We start from the raw sequence: 17,529 nt of genomic DNA, 5'->3' as shown, positions 1-17,529 counted from the left end.
AAACAGGCTTAACGCCGCTGCGATGATGAAAATGGCAGCGGCGTTTTTTGATCGTAAACAGGGGCATCTCGATATGACCAAGATTATCTGACAACGTTTAGCGTCGGCGAGTCAACCAGCGATCGAGATGGTTAGCGAATTCACGTCGCTCGGTTTGAGATAACGCATTGGGACCACCCGTTTGAATACCGCTTGAGCGCATGGTATCGAGAAAATCTCGTATGTTCAGCCGAGCTTTAATGGTTTCAGTGGTAAACAGCTCTCCTCGTGAACTCAGTGCTAATGCACCTTTCGTGATCACTTCGTCGGCTAATGGGATGTCTGAGGTGATAACTAAATCTCCCTTTTCGACTCGCTTAACAATTTCATTGTCGGCAATATCAAACCCAGCAGGAACTTGCAATGCAATGATATTACTGCGTTTAGGGAGTGGGATTTGATGGTTAGCAACAAACGTACATTCTACTCCCGTACGTTCAGCGGCTCTGATCAGGGTTTCTCTGATCACCTTCGGACACGCGTCGGCATCGACCCAAATTTTCATCTTGATTCCTTCTGATTGGTCAGTTCGGCGGCTAACTGTTCGACTCTAGTACTGAGCATCGCGAGTTGCTGTTCAAGTTGGGTAATACGTTGTTGATCCGTCAGTGGAGTAACGCTATTGGCCTCAACCTTTGGGACTCGTTGGGCTTGTTTCCAACTTGTTATTGCTGCAATAAGGACGGGGATTGGCAGCGAGGTGCTAAGGCGAGATTTCACCAGAGCCACCGTTGGCGCTTTTCCCTGTTGTTGTAATTGCGTGAAAATAGCCTGTAATTCATGCGATAGATCTTTACTGAGCATATTCTGTCCTTGTGTCATGGATAGTGCCTATCTTACCCATAAATGATGGCTTCGTGTTGAGTTTTCTCTTCTCTCAGTCTTTGTTCTTTTGGTAGCAAAAGAGGGCGTTGCGTGTAAGAGATCGCTTACCTGTGATGTGCGAGAAAAGCGCTACGTTATTGAAGTCTTAAGATATGAAAATTCTAATAGATTGTTTTATAAGTGATTAAATTTAATGTTGAACTATTTGAGTGATATGAAACTTGAACTTGGGATTGAATCGTGGCCAGAAGTGAGTAGATTAGTAGCTGTCGCAGCGGAAGTGACAAGGAATAGGAATGACACAAGGAGTGTTGCTTCAAGGATGAGACGGTGAATCGGAACATCGCCGCAAGGATTAGGACTCATTAAGGATATGACCATTGACATGAGGTTGATGGGCAAGGAAAGCTGGACCCTATGGAATAGGTCGGGACCCCTTCAGGATGAGGGTAGGACACCGCTCAAGGAACAAGTGAAGGAAACTAACCAGGATCGGTTAGTGTCATGGATGAATAGGGACACCGCCAAGGTGGCGATGCATAGGATAAGGTCACTGGATTGTACCGCTACTATTAGGGACGATGCAGGGAGCACGAACAAGTAGCTGGATTGCTATAAGTAAGACTTAAGCCCCGATACCATGTGTGTCGGGGCTTTTCTTAGTTCGGATAGGGCAGTGAAAACATGATGTTGCTGCCGGTAATGTCGAACGGTTTGAGTATAATGATAATTATAATAATGTGATGTTGAGCAAATGACATCAAGATCAATACGTCATCGTTGGGATTGGTTTACTTTCGCCTACTTCTTCAAGAAAACTCCGCAGTGGCTTAGCGCTGTTTATATCGCGAGACGGTGAAGTGGCAAGGTTGTCGTGATACCCGCGCTATCATTATGATGGCTACGGAGTACGACGATTTGTTTCTTTACTCGTTTTAGGTATTGAGAGAATTGATATTGTTGAGAACAAGGATGGCCCGTGACGATAGTAACACGTAGAACGTTAATAGTGCCTTATACCGAGACGTTTGAATCTGATTTTTTGATGCTTAATTGTTGTGCTAAAAATCGTGCCCAAATGAATGGCCCGAAAACCGTGGCTGCGGCGAGACAGCAATTTCAACGTATTTTACATGACCCTCACTTACATGCGATGGCTGTGCTGGATAATTATAATCGTGAATACATGGGGCATTTGTACGTTGAAGTCGACGAGCAGAGTGCTGAGTTGGGCTTTGTGTTCGATAAAAGTTATTGGGGACAAGGGATCGCTAATGAGGCATTGCAGGCTTTTTTCCCTAAAATTTGTCAACGATTACACCTTGAGAAGGTGATGGCTAGGGTCAACGCTCAGCATGCGGCGGCTCAATCTATTTTGGATAAATTAGGTTTTGTTTCGATAAGAACGGAAGACGACATTTTTGGCGTGTTTTATGAGTATCAATGGCAACGCCAAACCGAGTTATCCTCATTTGCCAGTTACTCTCTCTGAGCAGTAACGGCGTTAAGCTTAAAGCATTCGGTGCGGCGGCAGATGAAAGCCCGAGGGGGTAAAGCCGACCATCACCAGTTGCCCTTGATAACAATCATCGCCGAGTGCAGAGAATTCAAAATAGTAAACCGTATGCCAACGCCAGCGATGAGCTGGCGTTTTCCATTTATGCTGCCCAAAAGAGACACTGAGTAACTGTAAATCTAATGCTGCACATTTACGTGCTATACACTGTTTGGCTATTTCTGATTGACGACGCTGCTGCCAAAATAGGTAACAGATTAAGCTCAGTAGAATGATGCCAATAAGGTTATCAATCATTCGCTTTCCTTTATGGCGATGAAGGTTTGGTGGCACGCTGTAAATTGACCAGCGCTTGAGAGAGTTCTGGTGAAGGGCTGCTATGGAGTAGCGGTAATAGCACGACTCGCAGCTCTGGTAACATGACTAAATCAGCAAAAATTTGATTAAATAGCGTTTGATCGCCACTTTGCGCTAGGCGCAGTAAAAATCGTTGAGCACGTCCGCTTTGTTTTAGCGCAGACCAGCAACGACCGGCAATAGCAATCAGCACTTCTGGGTGACAAAAAGAAGAGTCATCCAACACTTGATCAATCCATTGAGCTAGCTGCTCTGGCGTCCCTCCAGAGAGTGCTCGGATCAACGCGGCCAATAAAAATAGATCACCTTCAGGTTGCGTGATGCAAACTCGTAATTTCTCATCGAGAGCCTGTGCTAGATCATTAGGTAATGAGCTGTGTTCAAGGGCTCCGAGCAGAGCGTAGAGCACTGGCGAAGGTAAATGGGGTAACGCATTGATGATTAACTGGCTATTATTAGCGTCGTTAAGGCGTGCACAGATATCGCTAATACCTTGCAGGCCAACACTTTGCCAGTTATCCCATCCTAAATCACCCGTTAAGTAATGCTGGGCATGTTCATAATATTGGCTACTTGGCAATGAGAGCTGTCGGCGAATTTGACTATGAATGACCGCCATTTTTTCTTCGCTTGGCTTAAAGGTATAAGGATTATTAGCAAGCTTTTGTTGTTGAGCTTCGGTTAATTCGCCGGTGAGGCGCGAGCCCATTGCTTCGAGAACATAGCTAAGAAACTGGCCTATTTCCGCTTGGGCCAGTAACCCGCGTTCATCAAGGTTAAATTTTACAAACCATATCCACGGTTGTTGGTGTTGATGCCAATAAACAATCGCTAGATGAGCCTGACGTTGCAACGGGTAAGGGTACGGCTGTCTTGCTTGTTCAACATGGTGAAATTGTTGTGCATCGACGGGTTGGATTCGCCGTCCCAGATCAAAAATCTGATAGTGTACTTCACTCTGTTGGAGTAAATCAGTGAGGGTATGAATCGGCTGCATAAGGGATTATTTGTTCCTAACTTTCTTTGTTTAATAAATGGTATCATTTGTCGCAAATTCAAGGCCCAACAAATAAACATTGATGATCAATCCGACACCTTTACCGGTTTTGCTGCAACAATTAACCACAGAACTCAAAGCGGCGGCTTTATGGCAAGCACATCGCCCAACGGAAGATAAGCTCCTCAGTCGAGAGCCGTTTGCTATTGATACGCTACACCCACACGAATGGCTACAATGGATTTTTTTACCTCGAATGTGGCAATTACTCGACACGAAACAACCTTTGCCTAGAGGGTTTTTGTTAACCCCTTATTTTGTTGAAGCGTGGAAAGGGCAATCCGGCTATCAGCCGTTGATTGAGGTATTAATAGAGATAGATAGAGTGGCGCAACAATGTTAGAGATTATTTATCAAGACCCGTATCTGGTTGCAGTCAATAAGCCAGCGGGAATGCTCGTTCATCGCTCTTGGTTGGATAAGCATGAAACTCAATTTGTGATGCAAACCTTACGTGATCAAATTGGTCAACATGTCTTCCCTTTGCACCGCTTAGATCGACCGACATCTGGCGTACTTGTGTTTGCATTATCCAGCGAAGTCGCCTCAACACTGATGCCCATGTTTGCTAGTCAACAAATGGAAAAAACTTACCATGCTGTAGTGCGAGGCTGGATTGAGCAAGCGGATGTTTTGGATTATCCATTGAAGGTTGAGTTAGATAAAATCGCCGATAAGTTTGCTCAAGAAGATAAAGAGCCGCAATCAGCAATGACTGCTTATCGACCGCTGGCCAAAGTTGAAGTGCCTTTTTCTACCAGCAAGTTTGCCACCACCCGCTACAGTTTGATGGAATTGAAACCGAAGACTGGTCGTAAACATCAACTGCGGCGTCATATGGCACATTTGCGTCACCCGATTGTTGGCGATACCACTCATGGTGATGGTAAACATAATCGCTTGTACCGTGAGCAGTATCAAGTGCAGCGTTTGATGCTTCACGCTAGCCAATTAAGCTTTATTCATCCTTATACAGAGCAAATGGTCACCTTAAACGCAGGGTTTGATGACGATTGGCAACGCTTGTTTAGCGCTTTTTCATGGCCAGACCCACAACAAAAAAGCCTTCTCGATTGAGAAGGCTTTCCTTTTATCTTTGATTACTTGGCTAAGTAATCACGAATCGCAGCTTCAATGCCTGCGCCATCTAAACCTAATTCAGCATGCATCTCTTCTTGCGTCCCTTGAGCAATAAATTGATCCGGCAAGCCAAGATTTAAGGTCGGTTTGAGGAGTTTTTGCGCCATCAAATACTCAACCACAGCCGCGCCAGCACCGCCAGCAATAACGTTTTCTTCCAACGTGACCAGTACGTCATGGCTATTGGCTAACTCAGTGATCAATGCTTCATCAAGCGGTTTCACAAAGCGCATATCCGCGACGGTGGCATTAAGCGCTTCGGCGGCTTGTAAGGCATTAGGTAACAAGGTGCCAAAACTGAGGATCGCCACTTTATCACCTTGACGGATCAGACGGCCTTTGCCAATCGTCAGTGGGGTAAAATCGGTTTCAATTTTCACGCCCATGCCGGTACCACGAGGGTAGCGCACGGCACTTGGCCCTTGATGCTGATGACCAGTATAGAGCATTTGTCGGCATTCATTTTCATCTGCCGGAGCCATGATCAATAAATTGGGAATACAACGCAAGAAGCTTAAATCAAACGCGCCTTGATGAGTTTGACCATCGGCACCCACTAATCCCGCGCGGTCAATCGCAAACATCACGGGTAGATTCATAATTGCCACATCGTGGATCAATTGGTCATAACCGCGCTGTAAAAAGGTTGAGTAAATCGCCACAATCGGGTGATAACCGCTGATTGCCATTCCTGTTGCGAGGGTGACGGCATGTTGCTCAGCAATCGCGACATCAAAATACTGACTAGGGTACTCTTTGGAGAAACGCACCATCCCCGAACCTTCACGCATTGCAGGGGTGATGGCCATTAATTTAGGATCTTGCGCGGCCATATCACATAAAAAATCACCAAAGATTTTTGAGTAAGTAGGCTTACTTTCAGCACTCTTCGGTAGGCTGGTATGGCTTAAGTCAAATTTGGGTACGCCATGATAACCGATAGGATCTTTCTCTGCGGGCGCGTAGCCTTTGCCTTTTTTGGTCATGACATGCAAAAACTGCGGACCTTTGAGTTCACGCATGTTTTTGATGGTTTTAATCAGTTCTAAGACATCATGGCCGTCAATCGGACCGATATAATTAAAGCCGAATTCTTCAAATAGCGTCCCCGGTACGACCATACCTTTTAAATGCTCTTCGGTACGACGTACCAGCTCTTTAATCGGTGGAATGCCCGATAAAACTTTTTTGCCGCCTTCACGTATCGAAGTGTATAAACTGCCAGACAGTAATTGCGCCAAATGGTTATTGAGTGCGCCGACATTTTCTGAAATCGACATTTCATTATCATTTAAGATAACCAGCATATCGCTGTCGACATCGCCTGCGTGGTTCATGGCTTCAAATGCCATTCCCGCGGTTATGGCACCATCACCAATCACACTGACGACTTTACGTCCTTTGGCTTCTTTCGCGGCGCAAATAGCGACGCCGAGCGCAGCACTGATTGAGGTTGATGAGTGACCAACAGAGAGGGTGTCATACTCGCTCTCTTCTCGCCAAGGAAAAGGATGCAGTCCATCTTTTTGACGAATGGTCGACATCTGCTCGCGGCGACCAGTGAGGATTTTGTGAGGGTAAGCTTGATGGCCGACATCCCAAATCAGTTTATCAAAAGGGGTTTGGTAGACGTAATGCAATGCGACGGTTAGTTCTACTGTGCCTAATCCAGAGGCCAAGTGACCGCTAGAGCGACTGACGGAATTCAGTAAATAGGTACGTAACTCATCACAAAGCTTAGGTAGCATTTCTTTGGGCATGCTACGCAGTTCGTCTGGGGTATTTGCTAGGGCCAGTGTTGGATATTTCGAAATATCAAGAGTCATAGTTATGCGCGCTTATCGTGTTAGTTTTTGCGCTCGATGACGTATCGGGCGAACTCTTCGAGATGCTCAGTATTATACGGAATCGCTTGTAATGCTTCGAGCGCTTCTGCAAGCAGAACTTGAGCTTTATTCATGGCACCTTCTAAGCCGAGTAGGGCTGGATAAGTGCTTTTATGCAGTTGTTGGTCTGAACCTTGCGGTTTACCTAATGTTTCAGTATCGCTGATGATGTCTAAAATATCATCTTGTACTTGAAAGGCGAGGCCTACCGCTGCCGCATAGCGATCCAGTTGCGGTAAAATAGCCAAGCCCTTTTGGCCTGCAGCCATGGCACCCAATCGGATGGCACAACGCATCAGTGCACCGGTTTTATTGTGATGAATGGTTTCTAATTCGTCTAATGTTATACGACGATTTTCCGCGGCCAGATCTAACGCTTGACCTAAACACATTCCCTGAGCACCAGACGCTTCGGCTAAAGCTTGAATCATTTTGATCCGATTCGTTTCACCATGAGTGGAGAGTTGACCTTCTGCCAAAATAGTAAACGCCAGAGTTTGCAGAGCATCCCCGGTTAAAATCGCCGTTGCTTCATCAAATTTAATATGACAGGTTGGTTTTCCACGACGTAAGTCGTCGTCGTCCATGGCGGGCAAATCATCATGAATCAATGAATAAGCGTGGACACACTCGACAGCGCAAGCTGGAGTATCGAGATCAGTCAGTTGGCAGCCGAGCATTTGTCCGGTGATGTAGACCAAGTAAGGGCGAGCTCGTTTACCACCAAGCAATAAACCGTAACGCATAGCTTCAATCAAAGGAAGATGCTGATAAGGTAAACGATGTAACCACTCGTCTAGTTGCTGATTATTTCTCTGTTGAAAAGAGGAAAGCGCCTCAATCATAGGATCTGTATTACTCTCTGGTTATTCGGGAACAGCGGTGAATTCAGCTAACGGTGCATCGTCCGAGTTATCAAGAAGAATGCGCACTCGTTGTTCGGCTTCATCGAGTTTGGCTTGCCCGCTGCGAGCTAAGGCGATACCCCGTTCAAATTTTTTTAATGCTTCATCGAGTGCAATATCGCCGCTTTCTAATTGTTCAACTAAGTTATCTAGCTCTTCGATTGTCGCTTCGAAGGACATATTCTCCGGTTTTTTGCTCGCCATAATCATTTTGCCTCAAAAAAGATGCACGAAAGTTACCTTAGGGCGTACAGATGGTCAAATTTAACCAAGCAAATTTGTTATAAATAAGGCGCTTTTTTATCAGACCGCTAAGCTTATCTAAAAATAGTCAAACATAACCATTAATTTTAGGAGGGCTATGATGGTCAAGACCTCAGGGGAACGTGTTGCTGCTGTAGCGTTGTTTAACTCAGTGATAAGGTCACTTATGCTGCGCTAATAATCTGAAGTTTATTGAAAGCAAAATGTTTTTTTGCGATAACGAGTCAAAGAGCGGCACTTGGGGATAGTGGGTTTTGCGTATAAACTTAACCATAATATAAGTTAAAGATTTTGCTCTTGTGCCGATAAGAAGAGTAATCTCAATAATGCAGATGACAAGCATGAGGAGCGCTTCGTGGATTTAGCAACGCTAGTAGGCCTAATTGGTGGTCTGGCTTTCGTTTTGATGGCAATGGTCGTTGGTGGTAGCCTTGTGATGTTTGTCGATGTCACATCGGTTCTGATCGTCGTCGGTGGTTCAACCTTCGTTGTGTTAGTCAAATTTACCATGGGGCAGTTTTTTGGTGCGGCCAAAATTGCCGCTAAAGCGTTTATGTTTAAAGCGGAAGAGCCTGAAGACTTAATTGCCAAAATCGTTGAGATGGCCGATGCAGCGCGTAAAGGTGGTTTCTTAGCGTTAGAAGAGATGGAAATCTCTAATTCATTTATGCAAAAAGGCATCGATTTATTGGTTGATGGGCACGATGCTGATGTCGTTCGCACCGCATTACAAAAAGACATCGTTTTAACCGATGAGCGCCATGAATTAGGGACGGGTGTTTTTCGAGCCTTTGGTGATGTAGCCCCTGCGATGGGGATGATTGGTACGTTGATAGGCTTAGTGGCCATGTTATCAAATATGGATGACCCGAAAGCTATCGGCCCAGCAATGGCGGTGGCGTTATTGACGACGTTGTATGGGGCGATCATGGCAAACATGATCTTCTTCCCGATTGCCGATAAATTGGCGCTACGCCGAGGACAAGAAACCTTAAATCGTCGTTTAATTATGGATGGTGTCTTAGCGATTCAAGATGGACAAAACCCGCGAGTGATCGATGGCTATTTGAAAAATTATCTTAATGAAGGTAAGCGAGTACTTGATGTCGATAATGAATAGCGGGGGGCCATCATGGAGGATCTAAAACGCAAATGCCCACCGCCGGGCCTGCCTGCTTATATGGGAACCTTTGCCGATTTAATGGCATTGCTGATGTGCTTTTTTGTACTGCTGCTGTCTTTTTCAGAGATGGACGTTCTTAAATTCAAACAGATCGCGGGTTCGATGAAGTTTGCGTTTGGGGTACAAAACCGTTTAGAAGTCAAAGATATACCTAAAGGGACCAGTGTGATTGCTCAAGAGTTTCGTCCAGGTCGTCCTGAGCCGACTCCTATTGACGTGATCATGCAGCAAACAATTGATATTACTCAGCAAACGTTAGAGTTTCATGAAGGTGATTCTGATAGAGCCGGCGGTAATCAGCGCGATGATGGTCAGCTAACAGGCGGGGAGTCTCCTGAAACCTCGACTGAAGATAGTCAAGATAATGAAGACGCTGAGCAGGAGCAAGAGCAATCTGAAGCCCTCTCTGAAGAGATGGAAATTGTTTTAGAGAACATCAAAAAAGCCTTAGATCGAGAAATTGAGCAAGGGGCCGTTGAGGTGGAAAACTTAGGCCAGCAAATTCTGATCCGTATTCGTGAGCGGGGGGCTTTTCCTGAAGGTTCCGCCTTTTTACAACCTCAATTTCGACCCTTGGTTCGGCAGATTGCCGAATTAGTTAAAGACGTTCCCGGTATTGTTCAGGTGACTGGGCATACTGATAATCAACGATTGGATTCTGAGCTTTATCGCTCAAATTGGGATCTTTCAGCGCAGCGAGCAGTGTCGGTTGCGCAAGAAATGGAAAGAGTGACCGGTTTTGACCACCGACGTTTAGAAGTCAGAGGATTGGCTGATACCGCGCCGGTTGGCCCGAACGATACCGAAGCGCAACGCTCTCGTAATCGACGAGTCGAGATCGGTATCATGCAAGGAAAACCGCTGTTAAGTGAGGAGATCCCTTCACTACAATAGTATCAATCGTCGTTCTAGGTTCTGGAAACCAGAACCTAGAACCCAAATCTCCCCACTTATCATGCCATTCGCTTTTAAGCGAAGAGTCGTCATAAACCTTGCCTTTTATGATGATTTTCCTAATTGAGTAGATCGTGTATAATCCTGCCCCTTTGCTGATCTCTATCCTGAGCGTCACTGCTTAGCATGAAGCTCAATGCTTGTTTTGAACCTAATTTGCGAATAGCCCCATGAAATTTATTGTTAAGCCCCATCCAGAAATTTTTGTTAAAAGTGAATCAGTACGTAAGCGTTTTACCAAGATTCTTGAATCGAATATTCGCAATATTATTAAAAAGCGGACCACTGGCGTTGCGGTTTTTAACCGCCGTGATCATATTGAAGTCAGTGCCAATAGTGATCAGTTTTTTCAACAAACATTAGAGATTTTAACCACTACGCCGGGTATCCAACAGGTATTACAAGTTAAGCAATCGACGTTTACCGACATGCATGACATTTATCTGCAAGTGTTAGAGACCAGTCGTGAACTGATTGAAAATAAAACTTTTGCTGTACGTGCCAAACGTCGTGGTAAGCATGATTTTTCATCGCTTGAATTAGAGCGTTATATTGGTGGTGGACTGAATCAAGCGGTTCCTTCAGCAAAAGTGAAATTAACTCGTCCTGATATTATTGTTCATATTGAAGTGACGGATGAATTACTCAATCAGGTGATTGCTCGTTACAAAGGGTTAGGCGGTTTTCCTCTCGGCACACAAGAGGATGTACTCAGCTTGATTTCGGGTGGTTACGATTCTGGTGTATCGAGTTATTTGCACATTAAACGCGGTTCTAAAGTCCATTATTGCTTTTTCAATCTGGGCGGGCCTGCGCATGAAATCGGTGTTAAGCAAGTCGCGCATTATTTATGGAACAAGTACGGCTCGTCAGCTAAGGTACGTTTTATCTCTGTTGATTTTGAGCCGGTTGTTGCCGAGATTTTAGAAAAAATTGACGATGGTCAGATGGGCGTCGTGCTCAAACGTATGTTTATGCGGGTTGCTGGCCGTATCGCAGAGAAGTTTGGTATTCAGGCGTTGGTGACTGGCGAAGCGATTGGCCAAGTCTCCAGTCAGACCTTGACCAACTTGCGCCATATTGATGGCGTGACCGATCGTCTTATTCTTCGTCCGCTGATCAACTGGGATAAAGGCGATATCATGGATCTTGCCCGTGATATTGGCACAGAAGATTTCGCGAAAACCATGCCAGAATATTGTGGTGTGATTTCTAAAAATCCGACTGTAAAAGCGGTCAAAGCTCTATTAGAAGAACAAGAAGCGAAATTCGATTTTACTATCTTAGATAAAGTGATTTATGACGCTCGTTTGATGGATATTCGTGATATCGAAAAAGAGAGTCAGCAGCAAGCACCGGAAGTGGAACAGGTCGATGCAGTACAAGAGCATGCTATCGTGCTCGATATTCGTAGTCCTGAAGAGGAAGATGATGCACCATTAGAACTTGACGGTATTGAAGTGATGACCATTCCATTCTATAAGTTAGCCACCAAGTTCGGCGATCTTGATCAGTCCAAAACCTATTTGCTCTATTGTCAACGAGGTGTGATGAGTCGTTTACAAGCCTTATACTTAAAAGAGCAAGGTTTTGATAATGTTAAGGTTTACCGCCCTTAGTTAACTTTAATCGGTTGTTAAACTACGTTTGCCCAGTTGATGATACTGGGCTTTTTATTATAGCCAAACAAGTTGGAGTCAACACTGCGGCGGCTTCAAGTAGGAAGTGAGTGGCGAATAGATAAAAAAACACCGCCAAAAGGCGGTGCTAAATATTTGACAGACAGGTCAAAAAATAAATACAGGAAGTATTTGTTTTGTTACAGGGGATAACTGTACAAAACAGGGTGGTAGAAACTACCGAACTCGAAAAACGAGTTTGCAAACACAACATCGCAACAGCAAACCAATTGATTCAAAAAGAATCAAGCCGTTCAGGCTTGCGTTACGGGGTGCAATATAGATTTTCTCTGGCTGGTTAGCAACGGACAATTTATAATGTTTCACATAAAAAAAACTAATCGGTTTTAGAGTGTCCCTATGTCCAGAAGATTACCACCGCTCAATTCATTAAAAGTCTTTGAAGCGGCTGCACGTCATTTAAGTTTTACCCGAGCGGCGGAAGAGTTATTTGTGACTCAAGCGGCGGTTAGCCACCAAATCAAGGCGTTAGAAGAATTCCTTGGCCTTAAGTTATTTCGTCGCCGTAATCGTTCATTGTTACTGACGGAAGAAGGACAAGGCTATTTTCTCGATATTAAGGATATTTTTAGTGCGTTGGCGGAAGCTACTGACAAATTACTTGAGCGAAGTGAAAAAGGCGCATTGACCATCAGTCTGCCGCCCAGTTTTGCTATTCAATGGTTGGTGCCTCGCCTGGCGGATTTTAATCAGCAACAACCTGACATTGATGTGCGTATCAAAGCGGTGGATATGGAAGAAGGATCACTCACCGATGATGTTGATGTGGCGATTTACTATGGTCGAGGTAATTGGCCTGGCCTGCGGGCGGATAAATTGTACCAAGAGTTTTTGATCCCGCTTTGCTCACCTGCGCTGTTAGTCGGTCCGAAGCCTTTAGTCACCTTAAGTGATTTAGCACGACATACATTATTGCATGATACGTCACGCAAGGATTGGAAGCAGTTTGCTAAAGAAAATGGTTTAGATTCGTTGAATGTTAATCAAGGGCCTATTTTTAGTCATTCAACCATGGTGTTGCAGGCTGCCGCTCATGGACAAGGCGTCGCGTTAGGCAATAACGTGTTAGCACAACCGGAATTAGATGCTGGACGCTTGGTGGCCCCATTTGATGAAGTGTTGATGACCAAAAATGCGTTTTATGTTGTTTGTCATGAGAAGCAAGCGGACATGGGACGAATTGCGACTTTTCGAGATTGGATGTTGAAAAAAGCGCGTAAAGAACAAGAGGTAATATTGGATGATGCAAGCCATAACTCCTTATGAATCAGTGATTATCGATGAGCCGAGCTGTGGTCAATCATCGGCTTTAGCGGCGACATTTATTTTTGCCCATGGGGCAGGAGCGGATAAAACCCATCCATTCATGCAGACGATTGCTAAGGGTTTGGCCGCTAAAGGGATTCGCGTGGTGCGTTTTGATTTTCCTTATATGGTTAAACGTCAGCAAGATGGCAAACGTCGTCCGCCGGATCGCGCGCCTAAGTTACTCGAAGCTTACACGCAAGTGATTGAACAGTTCGCCAATCAACCACTGGTGATTGGTGGTAAATCGATGGGGGGGCGTATGGCGTCTTTATTGGCTGAAAACCCACAGGTCCGCGCTATCGCCTGTCTCGGTTTTCCTTTTCATCCACCGGGTAAACACGAGCGCTACAAAGGGGAGCATTTAGCCTCACTGAGCAAGCCATGCCTGATATTACAAGGGCAGCGTGATACTTTCGGCTCACAGGCGGAAGTCGAACAGTTTCCACTAAGTCGTTCGGTTTCAGTGCAGTATCTTCCGGATAGCGATCATAGTTTTGCACCAAGAAAATCCTCGGGTTACCGCTTAGAAGATAACCTTGCTTGGGCAATTGAATCTTTGGCGCAGTTTATTGGTGAGGTTTATGATGAAAAGTAGTCAATCACTGACACTGATTGTGGGGGGGCTCGTCTGTGGTATTTCGGTCGCCTTAGGAGCGTTTGCCGCTCATGGTTTAAAAGCTCAACTGACGGAATATGCCTTAACGATTTTTCAAACTGCTGCTCATTATCAATTTATGCATGGTCTGGCGATGATTGCTTGCGGTTTAGCTCTTGGTTTACCGTTAATGGAAAAGTCGCGAAATTATTTTGGTCGTGCGGCGATTTGCTTTATCATCGGCATCTTTTGTTTTAGCGGTAGTCTTTACCTATTAGCGTTGACCGGAGTGTCGTGGTTAGGCTTCGTAACGCCCATTGGTGGACTGCTGTTTTTATTAGGCTGGTGCATGTTCGTTCTAGCCGCGATTAATATCAAAGAGGTAAGAGTGTGAAACAAGTCATGCTGTACTGTCGTGCGGGCTTTGAAAAAGAGTGCGCCGGTGAAATTCAGGATAAAGCGACACAGCTTGAAGTGTATGGTTTTCCTCGCCTTAAAAATAATACGGGCTACGTGTTGTTTGAGTGTTATCAAGCGGAAGATGCCGATAAACTCATTAAAAGTATTGATTTTCAAACGCTTATTTTTGCTCGACAAATGTTTGCAGTGACCGCTGAGTTTACTGAGTTACCGAAAGATGACCGAATCTCACCGATTTTGAGTTATTTTAAACAGGAACAAGCATTTCCACAGTGTGGTGATTTACGCATTGAAACACCAGACACTAACGAAGCAAAAGAACTGCTTAAGTTTTGTCGTAAATTTACCGTGCCGCTGCGTCAAGCGCTGCGTAGCCATGGGGTACTATTGGCTAAAGAGAGCACTAAAAAACCGGTGTTGCATGTTTGTTTTACCGCTCCTGGACACTGTTATTTAGGCTATTCGTATAGCCATAATAACTCGCCATTTTTTATGGGTATCCCTCGTTTAAAATTCCCAGCGGATGCGCCAAGTCGCTCGACCTTAAAATTAGAAGAAGCCTTTCATGTCTTTATCCCTCGTGCGGAATGGGATACGCGTTTGGCATCGGGTATGTGGGCGGTGGATCTCGGTGCTTGCCCTGGTGGTTGGACTTATCAGTTAGTGAAGCGTTCGATGTTTGTTCATGCCGTGGATAATGGCATGATGGCACAAAGCTTAATGGACACCGGTCAGGTTAAACATCATATGGAAGATGGTTTTAAGTTTGAACCGCCGCGTAAGAACGTTACTTGGATTGTCTGCGATATGATTGAGAAGCCTGCGCGCGTTGCTCAGTTGATGGGAGAGTGGATCATCAGTGGTTGGGCTAAAGAGGCGATCTTTAATCTCAAATTACCGATGAAGGGCCGCTACGATGAGGTATTGCAAGATATTGAGAATCTGAAAGATTTTCTGAAACAGAATAAAGTTAAGTTTCGCTTACAAGCCAAGCATCTCTATCATGATCGAGAAGAGATCACTGTCCATATCCAGTCACTGTCGACCATTTCTCCCTACTAAATCGGTTTGTTGTTTGTTGATTCGTTTTGAGCCTAGTTTTGGGGCTCAAAACGGATATCCTGCAAGTTAAAACCGAGTTCAATGTCAGTTTTCAGGGTGGCAACTTGCTTGCAAATCCTTGCTATTTCAATCTCTTGATCGAGTTTTTTCCGATATTTACTGGCTAAGGTGTCACTGGCATAAGCGTGTTCGATATCGGTAAATTCAGAGAGGATCGCTTGAGCTGCTTTAGGGCCGAGACCAGCGACACCAGGTACTTGGCTCGAACTCATGCCCGTTAGACCCCAATAGTCGGTCAATTGGCTCGGTTTTACCCCAAATTCTTGTTCGATAAATGGCGCATCTAGCCAGCGATGTTGAAAATAATCACGAATCTGTAAGGTCGGAGACAACAGCTGACAATAGCCTTTATCAGTGGAAATGATCGTTACTTTTTCACCATGGCTGGCCACTTTACAGGCAAGGGTTGCGACTAAATCATCCGCTTCATCACCTTCTGAAAGCAGTGAATCGATACCCAGTTCCCACCATGCTTGTTGAATTTGCTCCAAGCCATTATGTAGGCTAGTGGGCATCGGCTTACGTCCTTGTTTATAGCTTGGCAATAGTTCGGCACGCCAGCCACGATCTTGCAACGCATGATCAAACACCGCAATCATGTGAGTTGGAGCGGATTCATTAATAATACGCTGTAAGGTGCGGCAGGTGGTATTAGCGGTGCGGGCGATATCGCTTTCATCGGGTTGAGCGGAATGCACTCTGCGGATCAGGTTTAACGCATCAATAATCACAAGATGAATAGACATAATCACCAAAAAATAAGGGCTGTTAGGCCCTTATTGTAATGAAATTAAAGTAGATTACTATCCTTGCTGAGCGCCACTAGGAGCTAATTCGATAGCAAGGCACATAAGCGGTTGAGCCAGGAAGCTTCATCCGGTGTTGATTGACAAAATCGTTGAGTAATCGGTCCATTTTTTTCATTAATGCTGGTTCACCATGCAGAGTAAACGGACCTTTGCGCTCAATCTCGCGGATCCCTTCCGCTTTGACATTACCAGCAACAATCCCAGAAAAAGCTTTGCGTAAGTTGGAGGCGAGCACCTCTGGGCGTTGATTAAGATGTAAATCCAAGCTCGCCATGCTGTCATGAGTCGGATCAAAGGGCAGTTGGAATTCCGGTTCAATTTTTAATGACCAGTTATAACTGTACGCATCGTCGTGATCTTTTCGATGCTGACGAACCAGTGGCATGGCATCTTTCATAATTCTTGCCGCTTGAACCGGATCATCAATCACAATCGTGTAGTGTTTGCGGGCTTCTTCACCCAGCGTACTACCAATAAATTGATCGATTGAGCGGAAATACGCTTCGCTCTCTTTTGGACCCGTCAATACAATTGGTATTGGTTGGTCTGCATTATCAGGATGCATCATGATCCCGAGAATATACAGCAGCTCTTCTGCGGTTCCTGGACCTCCAGGGAAAATAATGATTCCGTGTGCCATTCGGGCAAAAGCTTCAAGGCGCTTTTCGATATCAGGCATAATCACTAATTGATTGACGATCGGGTTTGGTGGCTCGGCAGCAATGATCGATGGCTCAGTTAAGCCCAAGTAGCGCTGTTGCTGATAGCGTTGTTTAGCATGACCGATAGCCGCCCCTTTCATTGGCCCTTCCATCGCACCAGGTCCACATCCGGTACAGATATTGAGCTCTCTTAGCCCTAATTCATGGCCAACTTCACGGGTATATTGATATTCGGTCGCATTGATCGAATGTCCGCCCCAGCAGACGACAAGGTTGGGTTCTACCCCTGTCACCAAAGTGCCTGCATTGCGTAAGATACCGAATACTAAGTTAGTGATGTGGCTGGCATTGGTTAGGTTCAGTCTTTGATTTTCAGATAAGTGCATGTTGACGTAAACAATATCACGCAGCACAGCAAACAGGTGTTCTTGAATCCCTTTGATGATTTGCCCGTCGACAAACGCTTGCTCTGGTGGATTGGTGAGCTCGAGTTTAATGCCCCGCTCACGACGCAGTACGGTGATATCGAAGTTTTTGTACTGTTCGAGCATTTCTTTGGAGTTATCGGTATGGCTTCCGGAATTGAGTACTGCCAAACTACAATTGCGATACAGCTGATAGAGATCACTGGATGCGGTTTTTTTGAGTCTTTCTACTTCAAGTTGCGACAGTAGATCCATACTGCCGGCTGGGCTAACTTGAGTGATCATCTTGACCTCCTTAACAATCGGGGGAGAAGTGCTATTGGTCCTATGTCATTAATGCACTCTTTCAATCATAGTCGTTA

19 protein-coding genes are annotated in these 17,529 nt (G+C 45.1%); 10 read left to right on the top strand and 9 right to left on the bottom strand.

Annotated elements, in window-relative coordinates; all coding sequences use genetic code 11:
* Positions 1-97: 97 nt before the first annotated feature.
* Both CAG58_RS07865 and CAG58_RS07860 read right to left on the bottom strand, forming a co-directional pair.
* Positions 98-544: a YaiI/YqxD family protein gene (locus tag CAG58_RS07865; RefSeq protein ID WP_154168812.1), complete on the bottom strand. Its 447-nt coding sequence runs from the start codon at positions 542-544 to the stop codon at positions 98-100.
* A complete protein-coding gene (locus CAG58_RS07860) occupies positions 541-843 on the bottom strand; it encodes a hypothetical protein (protein ID WP_158139018.1) in 303 nt (100 codons plus the stop codon). Before CAG58_RS07860 ends, CAG58_RS07865 begins: the two co-directional genes overlap by 4 nt.
* 1,000 nt (positions 844-1,843) lie before the next feature.
* Between CAG58_RS07860 and CAG58_RS07855 the strand changes: the two genes are divergently transcribed.
* On the top strand, positions 1,844-2,356 hold the full coding sequence (locus CAG58_RS07855; RefSeq protein WP_154168810.1) for a GNAT family N-acetyltransferase: 513 nt from the start codon (positions 1,844-1,846) through the stop codon (positions 2,354-2,356).
* A gap of 18 nt (positions 2,357-2,374) precedes the next feature.
* On the opposite strand, the gene CAG58_RS07850 is transcribed toward CAG58_RS07855, so the two are convergent.
* Both CAG58_RS07850 and CAG58_RS07845 read right to left on the bottom strand, forming a co-directional pair.
* Positions 2,375-2,677, bottom strand: a complete 303-nt coding sequence (locus CAG58_RS07850) for a DUF3301 domain-containing protein (RefSeq protein ID WP_154168808.1) — start codon at positions 2,675-2,677, stop codon at positions 2,375-2,377.
* Positions 2,678-2,687: 10 nt separating this feature from the next.
* Positions 2,688-3,734 carry a DUF3549 family protein gene (locus CAG58_RS07845; RefSeq protein WP_154168806.1) on the bottom strand — a complete coding sequence of 349 codons (1,047 nt, stop codon included), beginning with the start codon at positions 3,732-3,734 and terminating at the stop codon, positions 2,688-2,690.
* Between the two features lie 82 nt (positions 3,735-3,816).
* Here CAG58_RS07845 and CAG58_RS07840 point away from each other — a divergent pair, with 82 nt between their 5' ends.
* Both CAG58_RS07840 and truC read left to right on the top strand, forming a co-directional pair.
* Positions 3,817-4,137 carry a YqcC family protein gene (locus CAG58_RS07840; protein ID WP_161426469.1) on the top strand — a complete coding sequence of 107 codons (321 nt, stop codon included), beginning with the start codon at positions 3,817-3,819 and terminating at the stop codon, positions 4,135-4,137.
* Entirely contained in the window at positions 4,131-4,871 is a 741-nt protein-coding gene (gene truC / locus CAG58_RS07835; RefSeq protein ID WP_161426468.1) for a tRNA pseudouridine(65) synthase TruC, read from the top strand. The genes CAG58_RS07840 and truC overlap by 7 nt, the downstream gene beginning before the upstream one ends.
* Before the next feature lie 23 nt (positions 4,872-4,894).
* On the opposite strand, the gene dxs is transcribed toward truC, so the two are convergent.
* From dxs to xseB, 3 genes are read right to left on the bottom strand one after another with little or no spacing between them, the layout of a single operon-like run.
* Positions 4,895-6,760 carry a 1-deoxy-D-xylulose-5-phosphate synthase gene (gene dxs / locus CAG58_RS07830; protein ID WP_158144144.1) on the bottom strand — a complete coding sequence of 622 codons (1,866 nt, stop codon included), beginning with the start codon at positions 6,758-6,760 and terminating at the stop codon, positions 4,895-4,897.
* A gap of 20 nt (positions 6,761-6,780) precedes the next feature.
* Positions 6,781-7,665: a (2E,6E)-farnesyl diphosphate synthase gene (ispA, locus tag CAG58_RS07825; protein WP_158138053.1), complete on the bottom strand. Its 885-nt coding sequence runs from the start codon at positions 7,663-7,665 to the stop codon at positions 6,781-6,783.
* A 21-nt stretch (positions 7,666-7,686) separates the two neighbouring features.
* A complete protein-coding gene (gene xseB, locus CAG58_RS07820; protein ID WP_004395753.1) occupies positions 7,687-7,929 on the bottom strand; it encodes an exodeoxyribonuclease VII small subunit in 243 nt (80 codons plus the stop codon).
* Positions 7,930-8,344: 415 nt separating this feature from the next.
* Between xseB and pomA the strand changes: the two genes are divergently transcribed.
* The 7 genes from pomA to rlmM all read left to right on the top strand — a co-directional run bounded on the left by pomA (position 8,345) and on the right by rlmM (position 15,211).
* Positions 8,345-9,109, top strand: coding sequence for a flagellar motor protein PomA (pomA, locus tag CAG58_RS07815; protein WP_004395752.1), 765 nt, complete (start codon positions 8,345-8,347; stop codon positions 9,107-9,109).
* Positions 9,110-9,121: 12 nt separating this feature from the next.
* Entirely contained in the window at positions 9,122-10,066 is a 945-nt protein-coding gene (locus CAG58_RS07810) for a flagellar motor protein MotB (protein ID WP_004395751.1), read from the top strand.
* 230 nt (positions 10,067-10,296) lie between these two features.
* The gene (gene thiI, locus CAG58_RS07805) at positions 10,297-11,745 is read left to right on the top strand and encodes a tRNA uracil 4-sulfurtransferase ThiI (protein WP_154168796.1); all 1,449 of its coding nucleotides are present in this window, start codon (positions 10,297-10,299) and stop codon (positions 11,743-11,745) included.
* A gap of 420 nt (positions 11,746-12,165) precedes the next feature.
* Entirely contained in the window at positions 12,166-13,092 is a 927-nt protein-coding gene (locus tag CAG58_RS07800) for a transcriptional regulator GcvA (RefSeq protein WP_161426467.1), read from the top strand.
* Positions 13,067-13,729 carry an alpha/beta fold hydrolase gene (locus tag CAG58_RS07795; protein WP_161426466.1) on the top strand — a complete coding sequence of 221 codons (663 nt, stop codon included), beginning with the start codon at positions 13,067-13,069 and terminating at the stop codon, positions 13,727-13,729. Before CAG58_RS07800 ends, CAG58_RS07795 begins: the two co-directional genes overlap by 26 nt.
* Positions 13,719-14,123, top strand: a complete 405-nt coding sequence (locus tag CAG58_RS07790; protein ID WP_154170687.1) for a DUF423 domain-containing protein — start codon at positions 13,719-13,721, stop codon at positions 14,121-14,123. Before CAG58_RS07795 ends, CAG58_RS07790 begins: the two co-directional genes overlap by 11 nt.
* Positions 14,120-15,211: a 23S rRNA (cytidine(2498)-2'-O)-methyltransferase RlmM gene (rlmM, locus tag CAG58_RS07785; protein WP_161426465.1), complete on the top strand. Its 1,092-nt coding sequence runs from the start codon at positions 14,120-14,122 to the stop codon at positions 15,209-15,211. Before CAG58_RS07790 ends, rlmM begins: the two co-directional genes overlap by 4 nt.
* Positions 15,212-15,243: 32 nt before the next feature.
* Here rlmM and xni read toward each other — a convergent pair whose 3' ends face one another.
* Positions 15,244-16,017 (bottom strand): flap endonuclease Xni, encoded by a 774-nt coding sequence (gene xni, locus CAG58_RS07780; protein WP_154168788.1) that lies wholly within the window; start codon positions 16,015-16,017, stop codon positions 15,244-15,246.
* A gap of 76 nt (positions 16,018-16,093) precedes the next feature.
* The gene (gene ppnN, locus CAG58_RS07775; protein ID WP_161426464.1) at positions 16,094-17,452 is read right to left on the bottom strand and encodes a nucleotide 5'-monophosphate nucleosidase PpnN; all 1,359 of its coding nucleotides are present in this window, start codon (positions 17,450-17,452) and stop codon (positions 16,094-16,096) included.
* Positions 17,453-17,529: the final 77 nt, after the last annotated feature.

Origin of the sequence: Vibrio sp. V31_P5A7T61 (genome assembly GCF_009904895.1) — a bacterium.
Classification (GTDB): Bacteria; Pseudomonadota; Gammaproteobacteria; order Enterobacterales; family Vibrionaceae; genus Vibrio; species Vibrio metschnikovii.
Note: the sequence above shows the minus strand (reverse complement) of the source record. Positions and strands in the feature narration are given on the sequence as shown.